Genomic DNA, 26,842 nt, shown 5'->3' on the forward strand with positions numbered 1-26,842 from the left:
TAGCCTTTTATTTGGCTTTCACACCACAATTCTAATTAAATTATATTAATACTCGTCAGCCTTTGATTAGGCTTTGCAATACGCATTTCAATACGTAAAATACTCACCTCAAAAACCAACGCTACCTGGTTAATTCCGCGTCTTTCCTACAGGAGCAAACTATGGCACTCGTTGACTGCCCATCGTGCAATAAAAAAACGTCTGATAAAGCTAAAATATGCCCACATTGTGATTTCAAAATAGGCGATGCTTCTTCAGAAGATATTGAGCGTAAAAAAAGTTTACAGAAATTCAAAAAGTTACAGAGCATTCAAAATCAATCGCTGTTGGCCATGATTATATTTGTGGCAGGATTTGGTTTTATGTATTGGGGCGGAACAAGACCCGGCGACCTGCAACACAACCTTGCGATCGTAGCCAGTATTGCAGGTTTTGTGTGGTATCTTGTCAACCGCGTGAGAGTTGTCCTTATTAAACGTTCCCGTTCATGAATATAGATGTATTACTAAATAGTATGACGCCAGAGGTGTATGAACGTCTGCGTCAATCGGTTGAAACCGGTAAATGGCTTGATGGCACGCCGTTAAGCGAAGATCAAAAAGCCAGCTGTATGCAAGCAGTGATGCTGTATCAAGCAAAAATTGAGAAGTCGTCGGAACATATGACGGTAAACGAAAGCGGTGAAATAGTGCATAAAAGTAAATCAGACTTTAAACGTGCACTTTCTAAGCAAGAAGATGATAACAACACTATAGCGCGGTTTAAACAGGATGATATTTAGTCGGTTCTTTGCTCCTTCACATACCAGTCAAAATCCCGAAAAAAGACTGGAAGCCATTAAAAACCTGTCGCCGGAAAAGCCTACAGACAAAACATTATTACATGAATTAGCATTTAATGACGCCAATGCTGACGTTAGCCTTGCTGCCCTTAACAAACTAAACACTTTTGTGTTGTGGCTTAAAATGTCCCAGAGCGCTCAGCATGCGAAGGTAAAGAAAATTGCCGAACGTAAGGTGGAAGCGTCATTAATGGGGCGCAGTGAGTTATCAATAAGCACTAATGAGAAAGCATCATTTTTGCGTGAAACCGCTAATGCTGAACTTATTCAAACAATATTGGTAAATGACAAAGCTTTACTTGCCGATAACAGTCTAGTACTTACTCTACTTAAAAAAGTAGATAAGCCCGCTTTTACTCAAACCCTCTTTCTTCAACACGCAGATAATGCACTACAGCAGGCAATATTGGCCACTATCGAAGATGGTAGCGTGCTACAAAAGCTAGAAAAGAAATGCCGTGAAACCGTTATTCATGACGCCATTGAAACCAAGCTTCAAGCGCTAAAAGCCCAAGCTGAAAAGCCAGTTGAATTACTACGCCGTGTGACCTTGTGTTTATCTAAATACCAAGCCTTGGCTGATAAGTCTGATGTGGTAGACATTGATAACCGCCAAGCTGAGTTATTAAGCGAATATAATAACTTGATGTCGGATGCAGAGCTTTTAAGCGACGAAGACAAACTGTCAGTGGTAGCAAAGTTCGCACGTATTAGCGAAAAAGTATCACGTCATTTGGCGCGCATTCGCCCTGAATGGGAAGCGCAAAAAGCGGCAAAAGAAAAAGCTGAAATTGAAGCCTTGTGTAAGCAGCATCTTTCTCATGCTACTAAGCAAGTGAATTGGCTTTATGGCGAACGTTTATGTGAAGCTACACTTGCTGACGTTGCGGTAGTGAACGAATCGGTACGGGCACTCGAAGTAAGCGCAGAACATTTGGTCTCATTAGGTGGTAATACTAAATTAGTAGATGAGATACGCCAAGGTATTACTAAGCTAAACAGCAGCCTTGAAGCGTTTTCTATGCAACAGCAATATGGTCAAAAGCTTTTGATTTGTTTGACTCAGGTTGAAACCTTGGCCGAAGAATCTGTTCAGCAACAAACGGTAGGTACGCCATCACAAGGCAAAGCCAGTGAGCAAAATGCGCTAGGAATTAATACTAGTGTAACTGATACTAATTCAAGTGATGCTAGCTCAGATGTTGCGGACAATGCGACTCAGGCAGACGCTATTAAGGCAGGTTCTACCCAAACTAAAACTAGCGATGCTTCGATGTCGATGGGTAAAGATGCAGCGTCTGTTGAAGAAGAGTTTAAAGCACTCAGTGAAAAGTATGAGAGCTTACGCAATGAACTCATTTCAGTACCTAGCTCGCTTAATAAGCGCTGGCATGCTGCTTCGCGTGTTTTTAGTCAGAAAAAACAGGCTAAAAAAGCCGAAGTCGACCAAGCGCTTCGTCAGTGCAGAAAGCAAATTAGTGTAGTAGATAATTTAATTGCGCAAGGTAAGTACCGCGGCGCTATTACTAAGTTTGAGAAGTTATCTTTAGCATTTGATGGCATGCCTGATAATGTGAAAAAGCAACTGGCTAAGCGTTATGAAAAAACCGCTGAAGACATTGCTCACCTTGAAGGCTGGCAAGATTATATTGCAGCGCCTAGAAAACCGGCATTGGTTGAAGAAGCTCAAGCATTAGCAGCAACGCCCGTTGACGATATTAAACAACGTGGTGAAGCCATTCGTTATTTACGTCAACAGTGGCTTTCATTAGGCGCAGCATCAGATGATGACGCACTGCAAAAGGCCTTTGACGATGCGTTAGAGCTTGCGTTTAAACCTTGCCGCGATCATTACGCGGCATTAGATGCAGAGCGCGAAAAAGCCCTGCAAGCTCGTCAGGGGTTAATTGAACAGGTTAGTGCTGTTGAATTATCACAAGATGAAGCCGTGCTGGCTAAGCTGTTCGATAGAATTGTTAAGCAGTGGCACGACTGCGGTCAAGTTGAAAAGCGTGAGTACGAGGCGTTAAAACAGCGTTGGAGTCAGGCTTTAAACCCACTGCAAACTAAAGTAAACCAGTGGCATGCAGAAAACAAAAAAGCGAAGCAACAACTGGTAGCCCAAGCTGCAGCGCTTTTAGAAGATGAAGACATTGCCAGTGCTACGGAAAAAGCCCAAAAACTGCAACACAATTGGAAGGCTATCGGGCATGCTGGTAAGCGTGACGAAAGCCGCTTGTGGCGAGAATTTCGTTTAGCTAACGATGCTTTATTTGGACGCTTGAAAGAACAACGCAAAGCGCAGTCATCAGCATTTGACGAAACATTTAGTACGCTATTTGCCGAGCTGAACGCTATTGATTCAGCATCTGATGAAGCCGCTATTGCTAGTTCAGTACAGGATATTGAAACCCGCGCTAAAGCCTTGCCCGCTGCGATGCGTACAAAACTGGATAAGAAAATTGCCGGTATTCAAAAGCAACAGCAAGCTAATGCTCAGCAGCGCCAAGTAAGAAAAGTGCAGCAACGGGCACAATCCGTAATTACGTTACTAAGTGAAAGTTTACGGGCCGGTGATACTGCTAATATCAGCGATGAAGACGCTAACATGCTAGGTAAGCGATGGAAATCAGCGCTTGCTAAGCCTAGCGAAGTTCAACAAAGTCGACATTGGCTTACGGTAGCGCTAGAAGCGGCTACTGATATTCCCAGTCCTGAACACGACAGTAGTATGCGAACCAATGTGCAATTGACCATGATGACAGCAAAACTGGAAAAAGGTGAAAGTTTATCTCCTGCACAGTTGTTGGAAGATTGGATTGCGCACGGAAAAGTGGATGATGAAGATACACACTTGCTTGAGCGTGTGGTGAATGTGTTAGATAACAACCCCGAGGTAGTCGCGTAAGATGAAAAGCCAAGTTGAATTTGGGTTTGCTAGTGAGATGACAGCATACCGGTTTATCAACACGGTGAAGCACATGGACGTCGATTCTCTTGTGGTGAAGTTCGGCCGCAGTGACCGTCATGTGTTGGTATCTTACCGTTATGCGGTAGCTGAGTTCGATAGGACGCTGTCTGAATTAGACGATTTAGCGCGAGAGCTTGGCGGCGAAGAAGTATAAAAACAAGTACAAAAAAGCGGGTGGACAAAGTCCACCCGCTTTTTTACTAAATAAAGTCTGGATTAACAGTCTTTATCTTCGGCATTTGCGCCTTCTTTAACGTCTTCACAAGCATCTTCCATTGCGTTGCCTGCGTCCGTTACAATCTCATCTAGCTCTTCACCAGCATTTTCTGCTTCACCGTCGCCGCATGCGGCAAGTGTTAGTGCGAAAGTTCCAGCTGCTAAAAGTTTCAATAATGATTTTTGTGAGATCATATCCTTTCTCCTGTGTCCTGTAGTATTAAAAAAATCTGGTTAATTTATGCTCGTGGTGACCGACCGCGTAAGGCATTCGCGACTAGTGAAATTACTAGTAAGGCGATAAACACAAAGAATAAAAATTGTGCTATACCTGTTGCTGCACCTGCGATGCCGCCAAAACCAAAAACTGCTGCAATAATGGCGATAATGAAAAAAGTAATTGCCCAACCTAACATAGCTAAGTCCTCTTTTTGCTTCCGTTACTGTCACAGTAGATAATGCGAACATTGTGCCTAAATTTCAACTTATTGATTTTTATAGTTTTTGTGGTTTTTATTGCTACTTTTGGTTAATATTAAACGATATAGGTAAACAAGGTTTACAGAGCATTTGCACTTTTTACATAGGGGGAGGGCATAACATTAGTTACCGCTAATTAAGCTTTCGCTTTCTCCAGATGTTAGTATCATTACGTTATAAATTCGGCTTTGTATTAAGGGTAGGCAATGGCAAAAACGCATTCAGCATTTATTGGATTAATGCAACGAGCAAGAAACGTTAAACGATGGCCATTAATGGCGCAGTTTCAAGAAGAAATGTTGTCTACCCATATTTATGAAGCCTCTATGGTGGCGCATATGTTAGGGGCTATTGCTGCTGACGTATTTAACGAAGATGTTGAGCCTGACAGAGTAGCCGCTATGGCGATTTTTCATGAGGGCAGTGAAATAGCTGGCATGAGTGATATCCCGAGCCCAGTGAAATATCACGACCCTGAGACTACCGCAGCCATTAAGAAGCTTGAGCGTAGGTTTGAGGCTATGCTAATACAAACCGTGCCAGAGCCGTTGCAGAAGCGTTACCAGCCCCTTATTGAACAAGACAAAGATGATATACACGTACGATTAGCGAAAGCGGCTGACGTTCTATGTGCGTATCTTAAATGTGACTATGAATTGTCGAAATCCAATTCTGAATTCTCTAATGCCATGCATGAAATGGAAGTGCAATTACAACAGTACAGAGAACGTTTTCAATCGGTTGAGTACTTTTGTAAGGTATTTCTAGAAGACGCCAAAGGCACGTTAGATGAACAGACTAGAGATCTCGATTGGGTAGAGCGGGCTAATACTCTACATTTAGATTCTGAAAAAAGCGAATAGCTTAAACGGGTTTATAAACCAAACGACCGCCTAATGGCGGTCGCTTTGTTTGTATTGCTTAAAAGTCGTTAGCCTAGTGCACACAACCGTTACTTTACGTTGTCTGCCTGCTCAGCAAGAATTTTATCAACAGATAATTCATTTTTACCCAAACTGCCTTGGGTATTGCTCATTCTTACCATAATAGAAAAATACACATCATTTATTTGAGTTTCGGTTACCGTGTTTTGGCCCTGGATTGGCATAGGTTGCGCAACCTCTGAACATCCTGACATGGTGCATTGTTGATTAGTAGGAAAAGGTTTTGGCTTTTCGGTACCGTGTGAAACCGCTCTGGCCATCACTGGCCTTTTATCTACGTCAGTTTTCACTATGGCCAACCAATTGTAATTTTGCTTCTTCGCGATTTCAGCAGCGCGTTGTAGGGCATATTGCTGAATAATATCGGCAGGCGTGCGATCAGTAGCTTTAAAAAGTACTCGATATTCATTGTCGGTAAGTTGAACGCTTGAATATCCATAGCCTTCTGTGGTTACTGCCGATTTATAGGGCGTTGGGGTGGCGGTTGGTGTGGTAGAACAAGCAGTGATGAATAAACTACAAGCTACGGCAGCTATTGTCATTTTTATTGGTAAGCGCATGGTAATTCCCAGTATGAATGTAAGTACTATTCTCATTGAAAATGAGAGCTATCTTACAAGGTCGCTGTATTAAAAAGCGCTATCTTAAGAACGACAGCACAGTGGTACGAATGATGGTCATGATAGCCTGGTTTCTTTTACTTTTAGGGGCGTTGGTATTAATACCCTTATAAGCACCAGCGGCAATTATACCCAATAATACTTCAGGCTTGCCCATAAGTAAGCGACATTCTTGCTTTGCCTCTTCAAAAGATGTTTCTGCATGGTGTTTTTGTGCTAAATAATTATGCTGGCATTGCCTAATTTCTTCTAAGTTCTTCTTAAGAAATATATTCATGATAATGAGTCCTTAGTGAACAATCAGTGCTAATTAATCCGCAAGTAAAAGTAATTGGCTACTTGGTAAGTGAATGCATCAGCGTAATTAAGCGCTTAAAATTGATAAATCGAAATGCACTATTGGCGTACATAAAAGCAACCACACTCAGTACACTGTTCGCCAACAGTAATATCACCATAATCGCAAGGGTAGGGAGGCCTGCATGGTGCAACACCATACCAAAACACGCATTAAGCAATATCCAACTAAACCCGCCTAAGGCAAATGCCGTCAGTGCGCCGAAAATGCTCACGAAAACAGATTTTTTAATGAGTTCAAGCTCTGCATTAATTAAATCTAAAAGTGCAAAACCTTGGTATTTTTTCTGAGTAAATAGTGACTTTAATGAAGATAAAGCGTCTTCAAAACTAGTGTCTGGATGGGGGGAAGGCGCTGATTGGTTATTGGAGCGAAATGTCGCCTGACTTCTCGGAGAAGTCAGGCGAAACGGATTTTCGCTGCTCAGCGTGTATGTGGCACTACGAAAATCTGGTATCGGCATCATTTTTATTTCTTACGAAATAATGAAGTTACTAGCATGCCAGCGGCGAATGCCATACCTGCTGTAGCAAGTGGGTTCTCAATCGCGTAATTACGTACGCTAGATGCTTGCCATTTTTGCTCAGCTAAACGTTTACGCTCTGACATGTTATCTGCAGAGCGGCTAGCCGTGGTGCGAATATTGTCTTCAGCAACGGCTGCACTATCTGCCAGTTTATCAACTGACGAATGAAGTGTTTCTTTTAACTGATCCGTGACTGGATGACTAGGCTCGGTTACGCTATTCACTTTCGCTGTTTTTGGCGTAGTAGTTTGTGTTGCCATAGTACTCTCTCCTTAATTTGCTAGATTGCATATAAAGAGGTGCAACGGCTGTACCAAGATTTTAATTATATATAACATATTGAAAATAAACGATTATTTTTAAATTCAAATATTTTTGTAGATTTCGGAATTTGAATTTACGTAAGAGTTTCAAGATAGGCCGTGTAAGAATTTCGTAATATTTTCTACGAAACTAACACGGTTCGTGAAAATCAAGACTTACACCTAAGCCTGAGGAGCTTGCACGTAAATGTGAGGAAATAGGGGGGAGGTAAAGGTGGGCGTAAATAACGGCTGTATTTACGACACCACACTAATTAAATCATCTTTACTCACGGGCTTTAACAGCGACTGACTCACACCTAAATGCTTCATTGTGTCTTTGTCAGGTTCACTACCGCTTACAATAACGAGTTTAGCTTTAGGTTGAATCTGGTTCAATTCTGCGGCCAAATCATACCCATGGTAATCGGGAAGGGTTAAGTCCATTAGAACGTGGTCAAACACCACTTCATTCATGCGATCGATAGCATCAGCGCCAGTATTTGCCGTTATCACATCATGCCCTTGGTGCACTAAGAATAACTGCAATAACTCTGCCGCATCTTCGTCGTCTTCAATAACCAAAACTTTTTTCGTAGTGGGGATAGGCTGAGTGCTTTGCGTTACTGTTTTAACGCTTTGGGTTTTAGAAACCCCTGGGCCTTGAGAACGTACTAAGTATTTGTCGAGCACTTCTGTAAGTGCCGCTCGCTCAATAGGTTTGCCGATTACATTGTTAAAACCATCATCCATTAACGATTGTTTTAAACCTTTACGGCTTGCCGCCGTTACTGCAACAACGGGTACGTTGCTATGGTGTCTTCTTATTGCGTGAAGCGCTTCAATGCCATTCATCACTGGCATGTGAATGTCCATTAGCACTAAATGAAACGGATCGTTATCTTCTTCGGCTTGTAGTACTGCCTCTAGCGCTTTAACTCCGTTTTCAGCATAGGCCACTGTGGCATGGCATTGACTGACTAAATGCCCAGTCAAACGACGAATCTCACGAATATCATCAACAATGAGTACTTTACCAGTCACTTGTAAATCTAAATTATTAGACTCAGTCTTACTTGGTGGCTTGAGCACTAGGTGGGTACGATTTTGATGGCTAATATCGCCAGGATCGACAGAAAATGAAAAGCGACTGCCTTTGCCGAAGACAGAATCAACAGTAATGCTACCACCCAGCTTAGCCACAAGTTCTCGGCTTATCGCTAAACCCAAACCAGCACCACCATGGTTGGCACGCATAATATCTTCAATTTGTTCAAACGGTTGGAATATTTTTTCTAACTTATCAGGTGGCATTCCAATACCGGTATCTTCAACAATGAAATGCAGTCTTTCGTTGTCTTTTCCCGGCGCAGGAGGACGTACTTCTACGGTGACAGTAATTGTCCCTGTGTCGGTAAACTTCACTGCATTGCTGACTAAATTAATTAATACCTGACGTAGACGTGTTGGGTCGGTATTAATGACCTCTGGAATTTTTGTTTCAGCAAGTACATTAAAACTTAAGTCTTTGTCTTTGGCTGCTAACCGCATCAATGAGTGTATATCGGTAAGAAACGGGCTTAAATGAACCTCTTTAACATTAAGCTCTAATTTGTCAGCCATAATGCGAGACATATCAAGCAAGTCATTTAACAGACTTAATAAATGCTTCCCGTTAGAGTAAATAATAGAAAGTTCTTGTTCTAGCGGATCGTTGCCTTTGTCGTCTAACAGCAGTTCGGTATAGCCCAAAATAGAGGTAAGCGGGGTACGTAATTCATGGCCTAAATGGGCTAAGAACTTATCTTTGGCTTTGTTCTGCTGTTCTACTTTGTGTCTTTCTAACCGCTCGTTTTCGATTTCTCTACGCACCATGGCGTAGCGAATCGTTCGCATGAAACGAGGGGATTCAATTTCGGTCTTTTGCAAGTAGTCAGCGGCACCAGCACGCATCACCAACTCATCAACTTGGGAGTCTGATTGCCCGGTTAAAATAACTACAGGTAAATTGAACTGGTTCGATTTTAGAACTTCTAAAACATCTACCGCGTTTTCGGCACCAAGAAGATAGTCTAGTAAGCACAAATCAAAATTTCGTCGCTGTAACGCATCGACGGCATCTGCACTGTTGGTTACCCAGGTAAGCTGGAAACGGGGCTCTTCACATTGAAGTAAATAATCTGACGTTAAAAAATAATCGTCTTCGTCGTCTTCAATCAGCAAAACCCGGATAACTTCGGTCACTGCGCGCTCCATAAAACATTTGGCCGAAAAACTGGCGCTGTGAAATTTAGCGCCTTGACTATAGCGGCCCTAATAACAAGTACCGTATAACGTTAAGTCAGTAAACTTTGATGCTCAAAGCACTCACTCATATAAGTGTGTTGACCAAAGCTCTGTATAACAAAAATTTGTTTAACAAAGCTCTGTTAACAAAAATATCTCTCGTAAAGCGTTAACCAAACCCGTTACGATGAATAAACAAGAATTTAATCGTGAGGTAATTCTACAAACTCAATCCAGTAACGACCCAAGGCACGCATGAGTTCTACTAACCCTTCGAAATTCACAGGTTTAGTAATATACGATGCACAACCTAAATCGTAGCCGCGAAGCATGTCTTCTTCTTCTTTAGAAGTAGTAAGAATGACCACGGGGATACCACGTAATTTAGGGTCGGTTTTTAACTCTTGTAGAGCTTCTCTGCCGTCTTTACGTGGCATGTTAAGGTCTAACAGAATCAGGCTAGGGCGAGGCGCTTTGCTTGCATCAGTATATTTACCTTCATGGCGTAAAAACTCTAATAATTCTACACCGTCTTCTACGCAGAAAAGGTTATTCAATACACGGCTTTCTTTGAGCGCATCTACGGTTAATAAACGATCATCTTCATCGTCATCTGCCATAAGAATATTAATTGGTTGGGTTTGTTTACGCGTCATGTGACGTATCTCCACTATTATTTATAGAGCCAAAAGGCTCACTATTTGTTGGCAGAAGGATAGTAAAGGTTGCGCCTTCTCCTGGCGAGCTTTTTGCCGAAATTTGGCCGTTATGACGTTCAACAATACGTCTGCATACTGCTAGACCAATACCCGTTCCTTTATATTCGCTTCTTCCATGCAAGCGCTGAAACGGAGCAAATATCTTCTCTGCAAATCCTTGTTCGAAACCTATACCATTATCTGACACTTGAATCTTAATCCACTCATATTCATCAGCTAAAAGAATACCTTCCATGTCAGCTTCATCAGGGGTTGTTGCTTTAATTTCTATCAGCGGTTCTTGGTCTACGGTTTGAAACTTAAGGGCATTAGATAACAAGTTTAGAAACAGCTGATCAATTTGTGACTTATCTGCACGAATAGTAGGAATTTCTTGCACGCTAACATTAGCGCCTTTTTCCTCTATGGCTATTTCTAAGTCGCCTAAAACACCGTTAATCACTTCGCTAACATTAACATCTTCAAAGTCTTTGCCTCGTGTTGAAACCCGAGAAAAAGAAAGTAGGTCAGAGATTAACATAGACATACGTTCTGCTGCATTGAGCATTCGGGCAAGGAAGTCTTGTCCGCGCTCATCCATCACATCTTTGTAACCTGAATCTAGACGGTTACCAAAGGCACGGATTTTTCTAAGCGGCTCTTGCAGGTCATGGGAAGCAACGAAAGCAAAATCTTCTAACTCTCGGTTACTTCGAGCAAGTTCATCTGAATAAACTCGCAATTCTTGAGTTCGCTCTGAGATTTTATGTTCTAAATCTTCATTTACGTCCACAAGGGTGTCTTTGTGTTTCTCGTTTTCTCGAATGTTTACTTTCAACAACAAGAAAATTGAAATAATGAGAAATAGTGTGGTGCCTGAGGATATTAAAAGGGTATTCACCGAGTCTCGTCTAAGTTTCATTAAGCTGGCTAGATGAGTGCCTTGAATGTCTCTTTCTGAGGAATCGATAACTTCAAACATATCTTCGAAATCGTTGTACAAATTAAGCCCGCGGTCGCTCTCAAGTAGCGTGTATGCCTGCTCAACATCTCCCACTTTAACGAACTCGACTATACGCACCATAACATTTATTTTTACGCGAGTAAGGGCCAGCAACTTATCAATTCGTTGCGATTGTTCGGGTAGGTCAGACGCTAATGCACTCACTTCAACTTCATCTGCTAGGGAAGTGAAGTTGTTTAGGGTTTGGGTGTATTCCTCTAGGTAGGCTTCATCTTCGGTAAGTAGAAATCCTCTTTGGCCAGATTCAGCACGCAATACAGCAACATGCAATTTATTTACTGCGCTAATAACGCGGCTAGTGGTAAATAAACGGGCTTCTAAGGCCGACAAATCATCTAGGGTTTGAACCACATAAAAAGAATTCGCAGTGATAATGGCAATCACGAATACCACCATGATCACCCAACTGTATAGCGAAGACACAACTTTGTTTAGCATTACTTCAATCCAATAAAGTGTCGCCAAAATCTGATGTCATATCAGATAGGGAGTCACTGCAGTCTTTAGCACTGGTTATTATTTTATCCAGTGCAGCCATTGCTTTTTGGGCGGGGACTTCGCCATTAAGCGCCATTTTTACCAATTCAGCTTGCATAGAAATGCGATTTAGCGGTTTGCGAGCATCGTGTACATAGGTGCTCAAGCGGGCAAACTCATCTTCAGTCATAAATTTTGTCCTGCATTTTAGTCTTCTTTGACCAAGTCGCCATACGCATGAAGCCGGTTGTATAGCGTTTTAGTGCTTATTCCCAACATGTCAGCAGCCATGGTTTTGTTTCCGTTAACCTTTTCAAGGGTGGCGTAAATAAGTTCTTTTTCAACGTCCTCAATTGTACGGCCTGCTTGAAGTGCAGGGGCAGTACTCTGCTTCTTGGCAAAAGGGGATTCTATAGTTTTGGGTAACTCTATAACTTGTTTTGTTGGGTCGCTCATAATAGCGGCGCGGTGAACAAAATGTCGCAATTCACGCACGTTGCCCGGCCAGTCATAGGCCTGTAAGGTATTCAACTGGCTTTCTTGCCAGCTAAATTTAGATCCATTGTCTTTATTAAATTCTTCAATAAAGGTCTTTGCTAATAAAGGAATGTCTTCTTTGCGTTCGCGTAGAGTAGGTATGGTGATAGGGAATACTGCAAGCCTGAAGTAAATATCTTCACGAAGCACCTTGCTTTGTGCAATTTCTTCCATGGTTCTGTTGGTGGCAGATACCACGCGACAGTTCACTGGAATTGTTTTCGTTCCACCTACACGGATCACGACTTTGTTTTCTAAAACGCGTAGCAGGTTAGGCTGCATGTCGATAGGCATTTCTGTAATTTCATCTAAGAATAAGCATCCGCCTTCGGCTTGCTCAAAAACACCTTCTTTTCGACCGACTGCGCCGGTAAATGCGCCTTTTTCATGGCCAAATAATTCGCTACCAATTAGCTCTTTAGAAAACGCACCACAGTTAGTCACTACGTACGGGCCTTCGCTTTGCGAAGCACGGTGAATGGCTGCAGCTACTACTTCTTTACCTACACCACTTTCACCTAATAGCATTACGTTGGCACTGGTTCTGCTAACCCGCTCAATGAGTTTATATAACTCTCGCATGGGTGCAGACTCACCAATAAGTAGGTCAAAGTGCTTTTCAATTTTTTCGCTAGTATCTTCAACTACTTTGGGCTTTCCGGTTAAAACCGCTTCTATGTCTTCACGCTGAATAGGTTTAACAAGATAATCGATATTAGGACCGCATAAGCCTTTAATTACACCTTTAACCGAAGGATGTCCGGTAATCAAAGTAATACGAGGGCGCTTTGGAAGGGCGTTTAATTCGTCGAATAAGTGGGCTCCACTGCCATCGGGCAACATGAAATCCAGTAATACATGGTCGAAAGTTTCTTTCTTTAACCAGTCTCGCGCTTCTTCTAACGTGGCTGCCGTTAGTACTTCGTGACCGAGAAACTCAATAATAGTGCAAGCAACCTCGGTAAACTCGGCATCATCATCTACAAGTAAAACTGTTAACACTTGGATATCCCTTTTTTATTGATTAACTGCTACCCATACGTTGGCATGTTGCCAAAGGTACACAGCTGACCAGATTTATAATTATTTATGCATTATTACATTCAAACGTAGATCTTGTCTTGTTCATAGCCAATCAAAGTTAACCATGAAAACAAAGCCTAACATGTTAGCCCGAATGCGTTCCTCGCATTGTTAAATAGAGCTAAATTTCACAGTAATCGGTAATAATGACGCTAGGGTTACTTAATTCTATACATAAATTTATAAGTAAAATAATAACTAACCCATACCGAATTTACGGTAATAGTAACTTGTTAAAGCACATACTGTGCCGATTGATACGAAAATGTGACTCAATCATTTCATGTTTAACATCAGTGGCACATATATCGCATTGTTTTCTACTAACACCGCCTTCGATTTGGTAAAAATTACAGCAACATTACTGGTTAACGTGGCATCAAAGCAACGAATTCTGCCAATAGTGACACGCTGAAATAAGCAAGATATCAATCATTTGCAACCGGATTTTGTGCAAATAATCCACAATTTGGTAGGTGTCGATTTGGGTAAGCTAAGGATAGATTTCGATATTTAACCCGTGAAATTTATCGTTAGGGCTTGCCACATATAGGGTTTAATGGATTTAAGGACTTTGTCTTTAACCATATTTAGGGAATGAAGAAATGTTCAAGGAAACTGGCGCAAGATCAATGACACTCTATGAGTTATTGGGCAAGATGCAGCCTAAAAATACCACCGACGTGATGGCGTTCTCTGAATTTTGGAATGCGATGGAAAAACGGGGCTTCGGGCCCATGTTAGCCCTACCTGCATTCATTGCTGCAACACCTATTGGCGCCATCCCAGGTGTACCCACTATTACTGGTGTGACAATTTTACTTATCGCAATGCAAATATTACTCGGTCGTCGTCACCCTTGGCTTCCAGCTACCATCATGAATATAGAACTTGATGCTGAGCGAATTGAATTTTTAGTTAATAAAATGAAACCCGTGGCTGTAAGGTTCGACCGGTTTCTAATGCCCCGTTGGTTTTTTATGCGAAACTCGGTTTTCCGTTCGTTAATCGCAATGAGTTGTGCCGCGTGCGGGTTGCTAATGGTGCCGCTAGAGCTGGTCCCTTTCATGGGGCTTATACCTGCTTTTGCAGTATTAATAATGGCGATTGGAATGGCTACCGATGATGGTGCGGTGGCATTATTTGGGCTTTCTATTGCAATGTTTGGTTTTCTATATGGGGGGCAGCAAATCGCGCTAGGCATTGGTTAACGCTGCAAGCACTCTTCGGTTTGTACCAGCATCCCATCTGCTGAAGGTAGCTGCATAGACTGATATCTAAGTTCACCAATAAAGCTTCTCGCGGCAGGGCCTAGGCCGTCGCCATCTTCAAAGGTTAAATACAGCATGGCTCGGCGTAAGCCGCTGTTACTGTCTAGCGGCAGTGGCAACAAGGTGCCATTTTCCAATTCTTTTTTAATAATGGCGATAGGAAGCCATGCAAAGCCCAACCCTTGGGAAATCATATCCACTGATGTTCTAATATGACTGACGGTCCAGCGCTGCTCGGCGCCAAGCCAGCCCGCATCAACTTTGCGTTCTGCAGAAGAATCTCTTACTACAATTTGCCGATGAGACTTTAAATCTTCAAGGGTTAATGGTCTATCAAGAGCATGCAGGGGATGATCGGCATGAGCCACGGCAGCAAAATCGATTTCACATAAATCTTCACAAAACCCACCAGGGTAGGGAAAGGGTGAAATAGCAATATCAACATTACCACCATCAAGCAGAGAGTTAGCGCCACTTAAAACCGTTTCTTCAATTTCAATGCGTAGCAAAGGAAATTCATCCGAAACTTTACTCAGTACATTGTAGAGCAGGTCGGAAGGAAAAATAATATCCACAGCAATGCGAAGAAGGGTTTCGGTACCTGCTTGTAAGCTGGCTGCGACAGCCTCTAATTTTTGCGCCTCGTTTAAAACAAATGCAGCGCGGCGATACATGAGCTCACCTTGAGGAGATAGCTTTACCTTACGACCACTGTTTTCAAACAGCGTTACACCAATAGCATTTTCTAGCTTTTGCACAGCATGATGTACACTAGATTGGCTTTTGTGAACCAATGCCGAAGCTTGATTAAAGCCGCCAGCATCAACTACTGCTTTAAACATACGCCATTGTTCTAATGTAGACTTTAACATCTCAAGCTCGAATAAATAATGTGGTCATGGTATGGCGCAATTTATATCACAATTAGCCAAATACTGTCAGCGATTATGGCGCATGGGTAACTCGTCAGGGCTGGCGGGCTGCGGCTATAGTAAAAATTTAAGCCTCAGCAGCTACATTGATGTCGCTGATTGAGCAAGTCACCACACTAATATTTTCATACCCCATACTCATCAATTGCTCTGCAGCTAACTTAGCGCGAATACCTGACGCGCAATGAATGTATATCGGGAATTTAGCATCCTTACATTTCTCAAGCACTTTCATCTCTAATACGCCACGAGGAATATTAATTGCAGCGGGTACGGGGCTTGAAGTTGCTTCAGCGGGTTCTCGAACATCAATAAGCAAGCCGTGGTTAGATGATATTTCCTGTGTCGCCTCTTTAGCGGTAATACAACGAAGGGGAAAAGCAATATTTGCAAGTCTAGTGGGTATGTCAATTAACATTAAAGCACCTTAAAAAGAAATATAATCACACTATATAAGGAAATGGCTATATTTTCTAGCACCTACTTTCACTATATATTTTCTAAAAAAGTATCATTGAGTTTTGGCGTTCGTCGCTATAGTAGTATACTTTAGTATAAGGTGGCAGGTTAGTAACCTGTTAACGTAAATTTATAAGTGAGTTGTTATGACTGATAATCTAGCCGTTGATAATCTTTTTGTTGATACTAGCGAAATGGCTCAATATACAATGGAAGCCGAGCTTTATTTGAAACAGTTGGCTAATAAAACCCGTTTGATGGTTTTATGTTCATTAGTTGATAAAGAGTTATCTGTTACACAAATGTTAGACCATGTTGATGTTTCTCAGCCGGTAATTTCACAGCATTTGGCATTGTTAAGAGAGTCTAAAATGGTGGCTACCCGTCGTGATGGGCAAACGATTTACTATCGCTTAGCAGATGAACGAGTGAAGCAAACTATAGGCTTACTTCACAAGTTTTTCTGTGCTCAAAACGACTAACCACTTACCTTCACACTCTCGTTAGCTGAAAAGTAACGTTAGCTGAAAAGTAACGTTAGCTGAAAAGTAACATTAGGTGAGCTTTGCATTTGCCACTAGCGCTTCAATATAAGTAGCATCACCTAGCTTCTCAAGATCAACCTCGGGTCTACCCATTAGCGTCTCTTGTGTCAAATCAACGGTGACATTGTGAGATGACCAATCGATATTCTTTATATCAGAGGGAAGTACAACCAGTTTTTTCCCTCCTGGTAACCAGTTGTTTGTGTCCACTACCATAAGTTGAATGTTCCAACCTTCAGTATCAAATATAAAATCGCTGATATGACCCACATTGCTATCAGAGGTCTTTACTTCGTACCCGTTTACTTCACCACAGGCTCTTAGGTGGTTATCTGGTTTATTCTCTAATTCTTCCCTACCCATCGCAGTAAGTTCAGGATCGGCAAGTTGATTCGGATGGGCGAAGTCTCCCCAAGCGCCGGGTCCAATCCAATAATAGCCATAACCAAAATAGCGGAACAAGGTTTCTTCGAATTCTCTCGACACCGGCTTGTGTTCATCGATAGATGGGCTGTTTTTAAGCGTATCTGCACTCATGGCCACATCAACTGTTTCTTCCTCTTGATTAACAGCTGTCACCGATATAGGCGATATAACCACTTTTCTGCTTAATGGAAGCCATGTATTGGTGTCTGCAACCACATATCTAACAACAAAGCTTTTATCATCAAATAGAATATCTTTCACGCCACCAATGTCCTTATCGGTAGCATGTATGGAAAAATGTTTAATCTGTTTATATGACACCATCATGGTTGCGCCTCCTTTGCCTGTAGGCTTGGGTTATTCAATAGATGTTGCTCTACAAATATTCATCAGCGTAATTGGCATTAAATAGCAATATCAAAACGCTACGTTATTAATATAGAGCCAACTATTTGAACATTACAAATAAGTAAATATTTGTTCGCGCGTCAACTAGATATGGATCAATAAAAGACTGGAAAGAAAGCGTAATAACAGGAAATACACAAAAAGGTAGAAAACCTTAATAGACAGGATTGTTAAAATAAAAAGCAACCAGCCCGAATTTAATCGAGCTGGCTGGAATAGGTTAGGCTACGTCAAATTCCTCATCGCTATAATCTTCATCGTAATCTGATTGATTACTTGCAGCAGTGCTATGAAGTGTATAGAAGTGCTTTTTACCACGAGACAAACGAACGTATTTTGCCCATGTACGCTCGATAGTGTTAGCAGCTTCAACTTGTCCGTTAACGAAACTAACAAAATGATGCTCATCGTCGGTTTCTGGTGATAGCTCACCACTTTCTAATGCAAGCAACGTTTTTCCATACCCGGCTAGGATATCGGCCTCACCAATACTGAAATCTCCAGATTTGCGAAAGCCATAAGGGAATTTTTGTCTATCTATAAATGGTTTTTGAGATGCGCGAATCGATAAGTTATTCATGGTTATACCCAGCATTGAGTTGTCTTCAAACGAACTTTTAAGACAAAACAGGATGAACATAAAACAAAAGATTTTTTCCTTATCAATAAAAAATTTTGTTGGTAAAGAAATTGACGAAAAACACATAAAAATTACGTTATTCAGCTATGAAAGAAGGTTTGTTGGATAAGGTGCTTGGAGGGTTTAAGTGGATGATTTTAATTTGGTTTTTTGGGTTTCGTTGTAGGGGTGATAGCAAGGTGAAGATTTACCGGTCGTATCCTATTCGAGCTTGGTCACGATGACGAACACACTGATAAAAAATTATTGTCGCAACGATGATAAAAATTCGTTTTCTATTTTCGGTGCTAAGACAATAATGACGAAGTGGCAATAACCTAGAGATAGACATGAGTAAAGACTATCGTTACCAAAGTGAAGAATTGGACTCGGTAGAAGAGGAAGACTTTCACACCAAGAAGGTGGGCGCTAAGCGTCACCAAAGCGTAAAAACTAAACAAGATCGTGACTTACAACGACGAGAGAAACAGCGACGTTTAATGCATGAAGGCAGTTAATACGCTTCTTAGTTGAAAATAAATACAGCGCACTGCTTTTATAGCAGTGCGTTGCTGTGCTTTTGTGTTTACATGCCGTATCATCTGTGACAGTTTACATTCACTTATTTATCGGTTTTGTAAGAAGCATGGATATACGCTTTCTCACCACATTTATTGAAGTTGCTAAAACGCGCCATTTTGGCAAAGCAGCTGAAAATTTATATCTAACGCAATCTGCGGTAAGTGCGCGGATCAAGCTGTTAGAGGAATACTTCCACACCACGCTTTTCATTCGACAGCGCAATAGTATTCAGCTAACTCAGTCAGGCGAAAAGTTGCTACCTTACGCTCGCCAGCTATGCAGCACCCTTAATGAAGCCAAGCAAGAACTACAAATTCAGTCTTCAGAATATGTGGTGTGCGGCGCAACTCAACTCGCCAGCGAATTAATGTTGCCAACAACCTTAAGCCACCTACACAACACGTTTCCTGATTGGTCGGTAAAAGCTGAAGTGCTTTCACTCGATGGCTTGTCTCGTCAATTGCACGAACGGGTCACCGATTTAGCTTTTTCTACAGAGCCTTTAAAATCAGAAGAAGTGAAAAGTGAAGTGCTTTTGGAAAACCAATTAGGTTTGTATCGCATTGGCGAAGGTAGTAACGAGGTCGATGCCGCAGAGTTTGTTGCTATCGATTGGGGCAGTAAGGCTCGCGATTTATTACTTACCTTATACCCACAACTAAGAGACGCGAAACTGCGGACAAATTCACTGAATTTAGCACTTAATAACCTACAATATGAAGGTGGTGTTGCGGTACTTCCTGAAGGAACAGTGAATCAACTTGATCCAACGACGCCTATTTCGCTAATACAGCCTTTAGAAGGTATAACGATGAAAGTGTATCTTCACACCATGAAACAAGTCAGGCGTGTAGGGCTTGAAGCGTTAATTACTAGCGTATCTTCTTTACATCCAGCCTAACAGCAAAGAGAAAATTATGACGATACAACACCCATTATTACAAATGAACGCCTTTGAACGTTTAGAAGCCAGCGTTGAATTAATTAAAACCTCGGGCAAACTTTTCATTCTTAAAGATGAACATGGTTGCGTGATGTTAACGACAGACGATGAAGATGGCATTCCTGTTTGGCCAGAATCATCTCTAGCTTTGCTATGGGCAACTGAAGATTGGTCAGACTGTGAAGCGATGGAAATCTCTACCAAAGACTTTCTTACTAAATGGGTGGGCGGCATGACACAAGATAACCTTACGGTTATGGTTTGTCCGGTACCAGGAGAGGAAGGTGAAGTGATGGAACCAGAGGAATTTGCACAGCAAATTTAATGATCCCATCATTTGCTTTTAGCGTTTCAATATTAACGGATTATCATGATTGAAGAGGAGCTACCATGTTTACTGAACAACCGACTATGAGCAGTTTGTTTGAACAGTTAGGGCTAGACAGTAGCGATGAAGCGATAGACAGTTTTATTGAAACGCACAAAGGTTTAAATAAGAGCCAACATATTTTTGAAGCGCCCTTTTGGTCTGAAAGCCAAGCGACTTTCTTGAAAACGGCCATCGAAGATGATGCTGATTGGGCCGAAATTATCGACCAACTCAATGTACGTTTGCATTAGTCGCCATTTTCGAGTTTATTAATTCTGGTTTCTAAAACAGCTACTGCGGATTTCACTTCTTGCAAAGACGTTCTAAGTGCTTCGACGGTGTCAGTTTTTTGCGGCTCACTGTTATGCTCTTCCTGCTTTCCATCAAAATCGCAGAAGGTGTGGTTGTAACGTATTTCCCTTTTACCAGCTTCTCTGGGTAAAGCGTAAATTAACGGATCGGGTTGGTAGGCAAGTAAACTGCTAATAGTGGCTTCTACATCACTTATATCAGCAAATTGTGCTAATCGTTGACAGCGACCTCGTAGTTCCCCCGGTGTTTGTGCACCGCGCAGCAATAGCTCGGTAATAATAGCTTGTTGATGATCACTGAGTTTAATGTCACCAAATTCAGTGTTACAAAAACGATGAGAGTATTTATCTACTCGACTACCATAGCCTGAAGAGGCTTGAACAATACGCTTGCTTTTTAATCCATCGAGTAAAGCTATTACCTCATCCTCGGTAAATTGAGTGATGGGAAATCGGTTACTTTTTTGATTGCATCCATTGGTGAGTGCATTTAGCGACAAAGGGTATTGCTCAGGTGTGGTGACAGACTTTTCGAGCAATACGCCAATAACCCGTGCTTCCATATCAGATAACGTCGTGGCCATATTAGAAATTCGGTCTTTATGTATTTGCGTATGAAAGTATAGTAACAACTCTAATGGAAGTTTTATATTCTAACCTGTAAGTAGTTTAAGGAGTGGTTAAGGTTTGATAACGCCCAAAAAAGAGGAGCTTTGGTTTTTACCGTTAGGTGGAACTGGAGAAATAGGCATGAACTTAAACCTTTATGGGCATGACGGGAAGTGGTTAATGGTCGATTGCGGTGTATCGTTCGACGAACCGCTTATCCCTCCATATCGCTACCATGGAACCGGCAAGCAAACTCATCACAGAGTCGTTGCGCCAGATCCCACCTTCATTGCCGCACAAAAAGAAAATATTGCAGGCATTGTTATCACTCATGCTCATGAAGATCACGTGGGTGCGCTACCTTATATTTGGGCGCGGTTTCAATGCCCAATTTATACCACGCCTTTTACTGCCGAAGTGCTACGCCGTAAACTTGCGCAAACCAATTTAGTGAATAAAGTGCCTATTGTAGAAATAGCCACAGAGCAAACTCTAACACTAGGGCCTTTTGACGTTAGTTGGCTTTCGGTTACTCATTCTCTACCCGAACCCTATGCATTGAGAATAACAACCTCGGCGGGCACGGTTTTGCACACTGCTGACTGGAAAATAGACGCCCAACCCATAACCGGTAAGCCCTTTGACAGCAACACTTACCGTTCACTTGGCAGCGAAAATATTCTGGCCATGGTTGGAGACTCGACCAATGCCACAAAGCCGGGGTTTTCTATTTCAGAACGAAACTGCTATGACGGGTTATTGAGCACGATAAAACCGCAACAGGGCAGGGTAATCGTTACCTGTTTTGGGAGTAATATCGCCCGGCTTATTACCCTTGCGCGGGTGGCCCAAAAAACCGGGCGCTATATGGCTTTATACGGGCGTTCACTTATCAATATGTACAGTATTGCCCGCCAACAGGGCATTTGGCCTATCGATTTACCGGTTACTGATCCGTTTCATTTAGGCTATTTACCCCCTAATGAAGTGTTAGCGGTAGCAACGGGCAGCCAAGGTGAGAAAAACACCGCGCTTTCTCGTATGGCCAATGACAGCCACCCTCATCTACAATTAGATAAAGGCGATACTGTTATTTATTCCGCTATTGCCATTCCAGGCAATGAAGATAGCATTAAGCGGATAAACAGTGTGCTAAGTGCTCGCGGGGTTAAGGTGATCATGAGCGAAGATAGCCAGTTGCCTATCCACGCAAGCGGGCACCCATGCGCCGAAGAACTTAAACTCATGTATCACTGGGTTAAACCACAAATTGCTATTCCGGTACATGGCGAGGAGGTACACCTTAAAGCCCACGCCATGATTGCAAAAGAATGCGGTGTGAAAAAACATTATGTGGGCCAAAATGGTGATTTGTACCGGTTAGCACCACAACCCAGTATTCGCAGGCAAGTGGTCAAAACAGGGCGCATTCCAGTTCAACAAGACCGCTAATCTATAAGTTGAGTAAATTAAGACGAATAGAGAGATTACAGCAAGCAGAGGTGAATTGAGGCAAAATGAGACGACGCTTATCTTACGGCAACTGGCTGCAATTTGTGCAAACATTCTGATACACTATAAAAAATAATAATAACGCATCATTTACGACGAGCTACCATGCGCTGGTTTCTAATTTCGGTTTTATTTACAGCTTTTTTTATTAGTACTGGTAGCTACGCTGAGCCTCCCCGTCTTTCTAATCCAGTGTTTCAATCACTCTCCACTAAAAATGGCCTGCCGCAAGATGTGGTTAATGATATTGCTATCGACGAAGATGGCTTTGTTTGGATAGCCACAGACGGTGGCGTAGTGCGCTGGGATGGGGTTCACACCAAAGTGATTAAAGGCCCGAATGATCTTTTCGTTAACGCTGCAATCAATAAAATTAGCGTGGAAAGTGACAAGGCGTTGTGGATAAGCACATACGCATCGGGTATCTACCGCCTCGATTTTGAAACTCAAGCCATTAGCATAGAAGTTGCCCTACCTTACTCAACGCAGCCAGATTGGTTTCAAGAAGTCAGTCAGTTTTTTTGGCAAGACGACACTACCTTGTTTATCGCCATGCCAGAGCGAGTCATTCGTTTTGATACTCAAAGCATGGGTTACAAGCAGGTATTTACGTTAGATGAAGCGCTGATTGCCCAAAGAATTTTCATTCGAGATATTATTATCTTGGATAATTGGCTTTTACTGGCCACTAGTAATGGGCTGAACGCCCTTGATTTATCAAACCCCAATGGGGAAGCGATACCAGTTGATTACCTTAACAATATTCAACCAGATGATGACAACCTGAATGCTAAATTCTTGATGCAAGATGGTCAAAATAGAATTTGGGTAGGAACGGTAAATGGTTTATTTCAAACCACAAAAAGCGAATTATTCTCTCACCTTTTAAATGAAAAACCGTCAGGGTTTCAACGAGTGGTGAAAAGCCGCAATGTTTGGACGATGAGACAGCGAGACGACAACGCATTTTGGTTTGGCACTAATGAAGGTTTGTTCGAGCTGCAACTGCAACAAAATACGTGGGTCAATGAGCATATACTTGAACCCCACAATGGGAGAACTGAACTCTCAGACAAGCAAATCGTAGATATTGAAACCGACCATTCAGGTAACCTTTGGTTAAGCTCTGTTTACGCGGGCGCACTTTACTTTGGGGTTAAAAGCGCTGAAATATATGCTATTCAAAATAACCGTAATGATACCAGCACAACGTTAAGCGACAGTGTAGTGTGGTCGTTAGCGCAAACTGACAAAGACACCCTGTGGATTGGCACAGAAGATGGGCTAAATCGATTCAACCTTAATACCAAAACATCGCAGCAGTTTATTACTTCTGATGATGAGTTTGTGGCCGAACGAGAGTGGCTAGTTGAAAAGTTAGTGCCCACCGGTGATGGTAGGCTGTTTGTTCAAACGTATATGGGAATTCGATTGTTCGATCCTAGTACTGGAAGGCTAACTGTTCCGCCACTTACAGCACCGGCCGAAGATGATGTGTTCGATGCATGGAATTCAAGTATTGCATTAAGCTCAGATGGCTATTTGTATTTTGTCGGAAACCACTATTACCGCTATAGCCTAGAAGCGCAAAAGTTAGATATTATTCAATTGGATGAAAGCATATTTGATATTAATTTCGCTATTGGCTTTCTTGGCGCATCGTCATATCACGACAACCGGTTGTTTCTTGCGATGGCGGGTGGGTTGTGGCTTGTAGATCCTAATACCTTAGAACACGAGCTTGTATATCGATTTACAGAAAAACAACGGGCCAACGAACGTTCAATCACGTCTTGGGTTATCGATGATGCAGGGGTACTCTGGCTGGCATTTAGTGGGTATGGCTTGTTTGGCGTAGATGCCGACACGTTCGAACCCATCTATAAGCTGAACGAAAGTAATTTATTGCTTTCGAATATCGTCTACGGCCTACAAAAAGACAGTAATGGGGATATTTGGTTTAGCTCCCACTCGGGTTTGCACCGGTATTCGCCAGCCTCAAAAAAAGTACAAAATTTTATCTATGGCCGAGAGCTATCGGTATCCGAGTTTAATGAAGGCGCATCTGCCGAACTCTTTGATGGGCGATTAGCCTACGGCTCTACTTCCGGCGTTGTGGTGTTTTCACCCGCGTTGCTGAAACAGATAGGCAATAATTCCAATCTCATTTCCAGACAAACCGCCATTACTGACGTTAGTGTTGACTCTCGGGAATTACCGCTGCGATTAGGCAATTTGAATGGGCAACATATTGACCTTGATTATCTAGATTATGGAATGACCATTAACTTTTCATCATTATCGATGAATGGCGTGGGAAACCCTAAATATCACTACACATTATTACGCAATAACCAAGTGGTGAGTGAAGGGGTATCAGAAGATGACAAGCTAACATTAACCAACTTAGAGCCCGGTAAATACCGTTTTACAGTGGGGCCGTTGGCCAGCAGTGTTGAATATACAATATTGCCTGCTACGTTAACCTTCGATATGCCTTACGTTCCTTGGCGCTCTCCCTTCGCTTATGCCAGTTACGTGATAATCATACTATTATTCATTATTGCTTACGTTGTCTCTCGCCAACGTCAGCTATTTCGTTTGGAAAAAGCACAGCAACAGGCATTGCTGTTTAACGATGCGTTTCGGCAAACCCGCGATTGGGTGTTAATTTTCGATAAAGAGAAATCGCCCGTGGCAGCCAATCCAGCCTTTGAGAGTGTATTTCGTTTCAACGCCAAAGAGCCGTTAGCAAAGCAAATTGAACGGCTTTTCACTCAGTACCCCACTCTTGAATCGCAACTATGCGGAAAACTGTGTGACCTAAAAGGCGGCGAGTTTTGGAAAGACGAAGCGGTTATCGAAGGCGCGGATGGTAAAAAATACGATGTACTGATAGACGTTAGTGCTGTAGAAGGCGATAGCGAAGGTGAGCAAGCGGCACATTATTTAATTGTTGTGTCTGACATCACTGAACAAAAAACGGCAGAACGTAAACTATTAAAACTCGCGAATTACGACAGCTTAACAGGGCTAGTTAACCGTAGTTTACTGTTAGATAGGTTAGAGCATGCGATTGCGGGCGCACGCAAACAAAACACGTACGTGGCAGTATTATTTGTTGATTTAGACCGCTTCAAAGGTATTAACGATTCACTCGGCCACGACTATGGCGACAAACTGCTAAAAGTCGTAGCAAATCGTATGCGCAATTTAGCATCTGATGCTGGCACTGTGGCCCGTTTAGGCGGCGATGAATTTGTTATAGTGCTTGAAGATATGCAGTCTACAGATGGGCTGAATTCATTTGTGACACAGTTGATAGAGTCGGTTGAAACACCTATTTCGTTGGCAAACGAAGTATTAAGAGTCTCGTGTAGTGTGGGGATAGCGTTTTACCCAGATGATGCAACAGAGCCTGCCGAGCTGATCAAACAAGCTGATGTTGCTATGTATTCTGCAAAGAAAGACACGTTAAGTGGCTTCACCTATTTTACAAAAGACATGAACGACAGAGCAAAACAACGGTTGGTGACAGAGAACCTCATTAAGCGAGCATACTCTGAAGGTAACTTTTTCAACCATTATCAGCCCATTATCAATACCCAAATAAGCAAAACCATAGGGGTAGAGCTCTTACTGCGGGGTGAACTAGACGGCAACCCTATTTACCCTGATGTGTTTATTCCTGTCTTAGAAGAGCTTAGGTATATCATCGATGTAACTCGCGCCGCAATGCGTCGAGCGGCCTACGATCTTTCCACTTGGTATGATGAAGGGTTCAGAGGGTTTGTTTCAGTTAATTTGTCGGCACTTCACTTTAAAACCGAATTTGATTTAGACAGTGTGTTTGCACTGCTAGAAGAATTTAACTTACCTAAAGAAGCGTTTCGATTCGAGATAACCGAAGGCGTATTAATGGATGACAGTGACAATGCGTTACGTCAGATTAAACGGTTTGTCGACGCCGGGTTCATTTTGGCATTAGATGACTTTGGTACAGGCTATTCGTCATTAAGCTATTTAAAACGTTATCCGCTTTCGGTACTTAAAATAGACAAGAGCTTCGTGAATGATATGGCACCAGGCAATGCAAATGATGCCCTAGTGACGACCACCATAACCCTCGCCAGTAGTTTAAAAATGTTAAGCGTGGCAGAGGGAGTAGAAACCCAAGAGCAAGCATTGAGCTTAATCAGTAAGGGGTGCGTGTTACATCAGGGGTACTTATACGCTAAGGCTGTGCCCGCGAGCGAAATTTCACCCTATTTGTTTAAAGAATGGTGAAGGCCTAACACGTATTTTCGCTAATAATTAGGCATTAGTTTTCCTGCAAAAATGGCGTATTTGCCCAAAATTTCTGCGTATTAGATCATCATAGAAGTTAAGTCTAAACTATAAGAAATATAAATTTCAGCCTCTACGCCCCGCCATTCATCGCATCAAATGTAAACGTGCGTTTAAAAAGCTTGTCATTCACCAGAAAATAAGG

At 42.2% G+C, this 26,842-nt stretch carries 29 protein-coding genes; 13 read left to right on the plus strand and 16 right to left on the minus strand.

The genetic code is table 11. The features are described 5' to 3' along the window. Positions 1-161: 161 nt before the first annotated feature. From Q4561_RS11355 to Q4561_RS11370, 4 genes are read left to right on the plus strand one after another with little or no spacing between them, the layout of a single operon-like run. The gene (locus Q4561_RS11355; protein ID WP_303460420.1) at positions 162-491 is read left to right on the plus strand and encodes a hypothetical protein; all 330 of its coding nucleotides are present in this window, start codon (positions 162-164) and stop codon (positions 489-491) included. Continuing rightward, the gene (locus Q4561_RS11360; protein WP_303460422.1) at positions 488-781 is read left to right on the plus strand and encodes a YeaC family protein; all 294 of its coding nucleotides are present in this window, start codon (positions 488-490) and stop codon (positions 779-781) included. The genes Q4561_RS11355 and Q4561_RS11360 overlap by 4 nt, the downstream gene beginning before the upstream one ends. Beyond that, entirely contained in the window at positions 771-3,749 is a 2,979-nt protein-coding gene (locus Q4561_RS11365) for a DUF349 domain-containing protein (RefSeq protein ID WP_303460425.1), read from the plus strand. Before Q4561_RS11360 ends, Q4561_RS11365 begins: the two co-directional genes overlap by 11 nt. 1 nt (position 3,750) lies before the next feature. Further along, positions 3,751-3,966: a hypothetical protein gene (locus Q4561_RS11370; RefSeq protein ID WP_061997703.1), complete on the plus strand. Its 216-nt coding sequence runs from the start codon at positions 3,751-3,753 to the stop codon at positions 3,964-3,966. A gap of 62 nt (positions 3,967-4,028) precedes the next feature. Here Q4561_RS11370 and Q4561_RS11375 read toward each other — a convergent pair whose 3' ends face one another. Together Q4561_RS11375 and Q4561_RS11380 are read right to left on the minus strand one after the other, a co-directional pair. Further along, positions 4,029-4,223 carry a hypothetical protein gene (locus tag Q4561_RS11375; RefSeq protein WP_303460429.1) on the minus strand — a complete coding sequence of 65 codons (195 nt, stop codon included), beginning with the start codon at positions 4,221-4,223 and terminating at the stop codon, positions 4,029-4,031. Between the two features lie 44 nt (positions 4,224-4,267). Continuing rightward, on the minus strand, positions 4,268-4,444 hold the full coding sequence (locus tag Q4561_RS11380) for a DUF1328 domain-containing protein (protein WP_041452796.1): 177 nt from the start codon (positions 4,442-4,444) through the stop codon (positions 4,268-4,270). Positions 4,445-4,714: 270 nt separating this feature from the next. On the opposite strand from Q4561_RS11380, the gene yfbR reads away from it, so the two are divergent. After that, positions 4,715-5,371: a 5'-deoxynucleotidase gene (gene yfbR / locus Q4561_RS11385; RefSeq protein ID WP_303460431.1), complete on the plus strand. Its 657-nt coding sequence runs from the start codon at positions 4,715-4,717 to the stop codon at positions 5,369-5,371. A gap of 89 nt (positions 5,372-5,460) precedes the next feature. On the opposite strand, the gene Q4561_RS11390 is transcribed toward yfbR, so the two are convergent. The 9 genes from Q4561_RS11390 to Q4561_RS11430 form a co-directional block, all read right to left on the minus strand. Beyond that, entirely contained in the window at positions 5,461-6,012 is a 552-nt protein-coding gene (locus Q4561_RS11390) for a hypothetical protein (protein WP_303460433.1), read from the minus strand. Between the two features lie 79 nt (positions 6,013-6,091). After that, positions 6,092-6,349: a hypothetical protein gene (locus tag Q4561_RS11395; protein ID WP_303460434.1), complete on the minus strand. Its 258-nt coding sequence runs from the start codon at positions 6,347-6,349 to the stop codon at positions 6,092-6,094. 58 nt (positions 6,350-6,407) lie between these two features. Then, positions 6,408-6,896 carry a hypothetical protein gene (locus tag Q4561_RS11400; RefSeq protein ID WP_303460436.1) on the minus strand — a complete coding sequence of 163 codons (489 nt, stop codon included), beginning with the start codon at positions 6,894-6,896 and terminating at the stop codon, positions 6,408-6,410. A gap of 2 nt (positions 6,897-6,898) precedes the next feature. Continuing rightward, on the minus strand, positions 6,899-7,216 hold the full coding sequence (locus Q4561_RS11405) for a DUF883 domain-containing protein (RefSeq protein ID WP_303460439.1): 318 nt from the start codon (positions 7,214-7,216) through the stop codon (positions 6,899-6,901). Positions 7,217-7,516: 300 nt separating this feature from the next. Then, positions 7,517-9,502, minus strand: a complete 1,986-nt coding sequence (locus Q4561_RS11410; protein ID WP_303460440.1) for a response regulator — start codon at positions 9,500-9,502, stop codon at positions 7,517-7,519. 245 nt (positions 9,503-9,747) lie between these two features. Next, positions 9,748-10,200: a response regulator gene (locus Q4561_RS11415; RefSeq protein ID WP_013783668.1), complete on the minus strand. Its 453-nt coding sequence runs from the start codon at positions 10,198-10,200 to the stop codon at positions 9,748-9,750. After that, positions 10,190-11,704, minus strand: coding sequence for an ATP-binding protein (locus tag Q4561_RS11420; protein ID WP_303460442.1), 1,515 nt, complete (start codon positions 11,702-11,704; stop codon positions 10,190-10,192). Before Q4561_RS11420 ends, Q4561_RS11415 begins: the two co-directional genes overlap by 11 nt. 4 nt (positions 11,705-11,708) lie before the next feature. After that, positions 11,709-11,933: a hypothetical protein gene (locus tag Q4561_RS11425; RefSeq protein WP_303460444.1), complete on the minus strand. Its 225-nt coding sequence runs from the start codon at positions 11,931-11,933 to the stop codon at positions 11,709-11,711. A 17-nt stretch (positions 11,934-11,950) separates the two neighbouring features. After that, positions 11,951-13,282 carry a sigma-54 dependent transcriptional regulator gene (locus Q4561_RS11430; protein ID WP_303460446.1) on the minus strand — a complete coding sequence of 444 codons (1,332 nt, stop codon included), beginning with the start codon at positions 13,280-13,282 and terminating at the stop codon, positions 11,951-11,953. A gap of 686 nt (positions 13,283-13,968) precedes the next feature. Here Q4561_RS11430 and Q4561_RS11435 point away from each other — a divergent pair. Beyond that, positions 13,969-14,574, plus strand: a complete 606-nt coding sequence (locus tag Q4561_RS11435; protein ID WP_303460447.1) for an exopolysaccharide biosynthesis protein — start codon at positions 13,969-13,971, stop codon at positions 14,572-14,574. Here the strand turns inward: Q4561_RS11435 and Q4561_RS11440 are convergent. Both Q4561_RS11440 and Q4561_RS11445 read right to left on the minus strand, forming a co-directional pair. Beyond that, positions 14,571-15,506, minus strand: coding sequence for a LysR family transcriptional regulator (locus Q4561_RS11440; protein WP_303460449.1), 936 nt, complete (start codon positions 15,504-15,506; stop codon positions 14,571-14,573). The two genes, Q4561_RS11435 and Q4561_RS11440, sit on opposite strands and share 4 nt — an antisense overlap. Positions 15,507-15,633: 127 nt before the next feature. Continuing rightward, positions 15,634-15,984, minus strand: a complete 351-nt coding sequence (locus Q4561_RS11445; RefSeq protein WP_303460451.1) for a rhodanese-like domain-containing protein — start codon at positions 15,982-15,984, stop codon at positions 15,634-15,636. Between the two features lie 187 nt (positions 15,985-16,171). On the opposite strand from Q4561_RS11445, the gene Q4561_RS11450 reads away from it, so the two are divergent. Continuing rightward, on the plus strand, positions 16,172-16,507 hold the full coding sequence (locus Q4561_RS11450; protein WP_303460453.1) for a metalloregulator ArsR/SmtB family transcription factor: 336 nt from the start codon (positions 16,172-16,174) through the stop codon (positions 16,505-16,507). Positions 16,508-16,579: 72 nt separating this feature from the next. Here Q4561_RS11450 and Q4561_RS11455 read toward each other — a convergent pair whose 3' ends face one another. Together Q4561_RS11455 and maoP are read right to left on the minus strand one after the other, a co-directional pair. Then, positions 16,580-17,323, minus strand: coding sequence for a PRC-barrel domain-containing protein (locus Q4561_RS11455; protein ID WP_303460454.1), 744 nt, complete (start codon positions 17,321-17,323; stop codon positions 16,580-16,582). A gap of 301 nt (positions 17,324-17,624) precedes the next feature. Continuing rightward, a complete protein-coding gene (gene maoP, locus Q4561_RS11460; protein ID WP_303460455.1) occupies positions 17,625-17,984 on the minus strand; it encodes a DUF413 domain-containing protein in 360 nt (119 codons plus the stop codon). A gap of 389 nt (positions 17,985-18,373) precedes the next feature. Here maoP and Q4561_RS11465 point away from each other — a divergent pair, with 389 nt between their 5' ends. The 4 genes from Q4561_RS11465 to Q4561_RS11480 all read left to right on the plus strand — a co-directional run bounded on the left by Q4561_RS11465 (position 18,374) and on the right by Q4561_RS11480 (position 20,169). After that, on the plus strand, positions 18,374-18,541 hold the full coding sequence (locus Q4561_RS11465) for a hypothetical protein (RefSeq protein WP_303460458.1): 168 nt from the start codon (positions 18,374-18,376) through the stop codon (positions 18,539-18,541). Between the two features lie 128 nt (positions 18,542-18,669). Continuing rightward, a complete protein-coding gene (locus tag Q4561_RS11470; protein WP_303460460.1) occupies positions 18,670-19,506 on the plus strand; it encodes a LysR family transcriptional regulator in 837 nt (278 codons plus the stop codon). A gap of 16 nt (positions 19,507-19,522) precedes the next feature. Next, positions 19,523-19,873, plus strand: coding sequence for a DUF2750 domain-containing protein (locus Q4561_RS11475; RefSeq protein ID WP_303460462.1), 351 nt, complete (start codon positions 19,523-19,525; stop codon positions 19,871-19,873). Positions 19,874-19,938: 65 nt separating this feature from the next. Further along, positions 19,939-20,169: a DUF2789 domain-containing protein gene (locus tag Q4561_RS11480; protein WP_303460465.1), complete on the plus strand. Its 231-nt coding sequence runs from the start codon at positions 19,939-19,941 to the stop codon at positions 20,167-20,169. Here the strand turns inward: Q4561_RS11480 and Q4561_RS11485 are convergent. Continuing rightward, a complete protein-coding gene (locus tag Q4561_RS11485; RefSeq protein ID WP_303460467.1) occupies positions 20,166-20,813 on the minus strand; it encodes a YceH family protein in 648 nt (215 codons plus the stop codon). The genes Q4561_RS11480 and Q4561_RS11485 overlap by 4 nt on opposite strands. Positions 20,814-20,916: 103 nt before the next feature. Between Q4561_RS11485 and Q4561_RS11490 the strand changes: the two genes are divergently transcribed. Next, the gene (locus Q4561_RS11490) at positions 20,917-22,290 is read left to right on the plus strand and encodes a ribonuclease J (protein ID WP_303460469.1); all 1,374 of its coding nucleotides are present in this window, start codon (positions 20,917-20,919) and stop codon (positions 22,288-22,290) included. 165 nt (positions 22,291-22,455) lie between these two features. Then, positions 22,456-26,637, plus strand: coding sequence for an EAL domain-containing protein (locus Q4561_RS11495; RefSeq protein WP_303460471.1), 4,182 nt, complete (start codon positions 22,456-22,458; stop codon positions 26,635-26,637). Positions 26,638-26,842: the final 205 nt, after the last annotated feature.

This window comes from Alteromonas sp. 1_MG-2023 (genome assembly GCF_030547075.1).
Taxonomy (GTDB): domain Bacteria; phylum Pseudomonadota; class Gammaproteobacteria; order Enterobacterales; family Alteromonadaceae; genus Alteromonas.